The organism is Rhodopirellula maiorica SM1 (genome assembly GCF_000346295.1).
In the GTDB taxonomy this organism is placed as follows: Bacteria; Planctomycetota; Planctomycetia; order Pirellulales; family Pirellulaceae; genus Novipirellula; species Novipirellula maiorica.
This window is the reverse complement of sequence record NZ_ANOG01000771.1, coordinates 1-2186: the sequence shown is the minus strand read 5'-3', so window position 1 is coordinate 2186 and position 2186 is coordinate 1. Positions and strand designations below refer to the sequence as shown.

General features: G+C 55.5%; 2 protein-coding genes and 1 pseudogene. All 3 read right to left on the bottom strand.

Features of this window, described 5'->3' with window-relative positions; genetic code table 11:
* Positions 1-1010, bottom strand: a 1010-nt coding sequence (locus RMSM_RS25070; protein WP_008703142.1) for a serine/threonine-protein kinase, incomplete at its 3' end; no start/stop codon positions are given.
* Positions 1011-1293: 283 nt separating this feature from the next.
* Entirely contained in the window at positions 1294-2076 is a 783-nt protein-coding gene (gene truA, locus RMSM_RS41285) for a tRNA pseudouridine(38-40) synthase TruA (protein WP_052031799.1), read from the bottom strand.
* A pseudogene (locus tag RMSM_RS40100) lies at positions 2076-2186 on the bottom strand (aspartate-semialdehyde dehydrogenase); the annotation flags it as partial. The gene truA and the pseudogene RMSM_RS40100, both read right to left, overlap by 1 nt.

Below are 2186 nucleotides of genomic sequence, written 5' to 3'. Positions count from 1 at the left end.
AGCAATTCGGCGGCCGACTTGGGCCGGTCCTCAGGGCGTTTGGCCATCATTCGCATCACCAGTTCGGCGACGGCATTTGGGCAATCGGGGTGAATCGAGCGGACGTCCGGTGGCGCGGCGGTTTGATGTTTTGCCAAACGCTGCGCAATCGTATTGCCCGAAAATGGAGCTTGCCCCGTCAACAAGTAATACAGCGTGCAGCCGAGCGAGTAGATATCGGCGCGAGCATCGACGCTCTTGCTGTTGATCGCTTGTTCCGGAGCCACGAAGTCGGCAGTCCCCAACAAGCGGTTGTTTGTGGATTGTTCATCAATTCCCATCCAACTGACACGCGCAAGTCCCATGTCGCTGACTTTGACCACGCCATCGGTGCGGAGCATCAGATTCGATGGTTTGATGTCGCGGTGGATAACGCCGCGGTCGTGCGCGTGGGCCAATCCGCAGGTCGCTTGGCGGATTGCGTCAAGCGCCAGCGGCACCGACATCACCCCGTCACGCCGAACCGCAGCCTGTAAATCGATTCCGTCGATGTATTCCATCACGATGTAAAGTTTGCCACCCGCTTCGGCAAAGTCGTAGGCACGGACGATGTTCGGGTGATCCAATTGCGCCGACGCACGAGCTTCCTCGCGAAATCGGTCCGCACGTCGTTTGTCGGCGACTGATTCAGGCGGCATGATCTTTAACGCCATCAACCGCTTCATCACATGATGTTCGCCGAGATAAACCACTCCCATCCCGCCTTTTCCGAGCGGGCGCAGCAACCGATAGCTGCCCAGATAAAATCCTTTGCTCTTACCGGCCAGCAATTTGTTGGCTTGCCAATGGGTCAGCAGTCCCGCACCAATCAACCCTTCGGCGAGCCGTTTTGCAGTGAACGCGGAACCTTCGGCCTGCAGCGAAACGACCACTTTTTTGATGTCGTTGATTTCCACAAGTCCGGCTGACAGACAACGCTGAACGAAAGAGCGTGTTGGTTCATCGAGGATGGGCTGAGACGGAGCAGTCATGGGCTGGTTCCTGTTCAACTCAACGGTTTCTACGTTCACTTGTTCTAGTTCGGGACACGCCGTGGTGCTTTGGGAATTCATGGCTTTGAGGATCCATTTGGGGTTGCCACATAGCGACAACCGATGACAAAGTCTCCGATAGACTCGACGACATGGATGTAGTCTAGCCATCGACAGGATGCGAAGCACAGGTGAATCGTTCTGGCAAACGCCAGAGTACCAGTTCAATACGGCCAGAGTGTGAAGATCGTGTGAATGGCGAATGTGCGTTTGGTGAATGCGCTCAAGCGAACGGCAAGTAGTCGACGCGTTTTAGAAACAACGCTTGCGGCGGCGCAGTAGGGCCGGCGGCATCGCGATTGGCCGCTTCAATCACATTGTCGATGTGCTGGGGGGGATACTTGCCCTTGCCCACTTCGATCAACGTACCGACGATGTTGCGAACCATGTTGTACAGAAAACCATCGGCTTCGATTTCGACCGAAAACAAAATGCCACCATGGCTCATCGAAGGTTCACGGATAATTTCGCAAACCTTCACATTGCGAGTGGTGGTTTTGCGAGGACTGCCGACGGCCTGAAAACTGGCGAAGTCATGTTTGCCCTCGAACCGAGCCGCCGCTTCGCTGACGGCGTCCAAATCGATGTCGTGATACAGATGCCAGCGATAGCGATAGTCGAACACACTTCGCTGGCCTCCGACCTGAACTTGATAGCGGTATCGTTTGCCAATGGCGTCACGGATCGCATGAAAGTCGTCGGGCGCGTCGACCGCATCGGTGACCACGATGGTCGGTGGCAGATTGACGTTCATCGCATTGAGCAAATCCGTGGCACTAGCACGCCAATTCGGAGTTCGTAAACTCGCGACTTGAGCCAACGCATGGACTCCGGCATCGGTGCGTCCGCTGCCGGTGACATGCACCCGTTGGCGTGTCAATTTGACGAGCGCACGTTCGAGCATGCCTTGGATGGTCGGCTTTTGCGGTTGAATTTGCCAACCGGAATAGTCGGTTCCATCATAGGCAATGGTCAATTTGAACGTGCGATCGACCAAGGCAGCCACTACGCTGTTTTCGTTGCCGATCGCTTGATCATTAATTCGGCAATTTGGACCGCGTTGGTCGCAGCGCCTTTGCGAAGGTTGTCGCTGACACACCAAAACGTGATGCCATT